Consider the following 486-nt stretch of genomic DNA (forward strand, 5'->3'; position numbering starts at 1 on the left):
GCGTTGGTTGGCGATTTTCTCGTGTCTCTTGGCGAGGATCAGCCTGGCTTTTTCACGATTCTTGCTTCCGATCTTCTTGCGTGACAGCGCGCGCTGTGCCTTCTTGACCTTTTCTTCGGACTTACGAAGGAAACGTGGGTTTTCGATCTTCTCCGAGACCATCGCGTCGTTCGTCATGACGGCGAAATGTTCCAGGCCGAGATCAATCCCGACTTTGTGCTCGACTGGAATCCATGGTGCATCGTCCTGTTCGACGAGGATGGAGATGAAGAACTTGCCCGTCCTCGTCATCGAGACCGTCGCCGACCGGATGACGCCCTCGAACGGGCGATGTTGTGTGAACCGCACGAACCCGATTTTAGGAAGTCTCACCTTGCCGTTCTCGATGCGGATCGTACCGTGCTGGTTGTTCGTCGTGTAGGAGGCGCGCGACCGCCGTCTCGATTTGAAGGCCGGGAAGCCGCCCGTCCCGGCGAAGAACTTCGC

General features: G+C 57.2%; 1 protein-coding gene. It reads right to left on the bottom strand.

The features are described 5' to 3' along the window. The coding region (locus tag KNO68_RS14880) for an RNA-guided endonuclease InsQ/TnpB family protein (RefSeq protein ID WP_215112702.1) at nt 1-486 on the bottom strand (486 nt) is incomplete at both ends.

The organism is Exiguobacterium sp. s75, assembly GCF_018617145.1.
In the GTDB taxonomy this organism is placed as follows: Bacteria; Bacillota; Bacilli; order Exiguobacteriales; family Exiguobacteriaceae; genus Exiguobacterium; species Exiguobacterium profundum.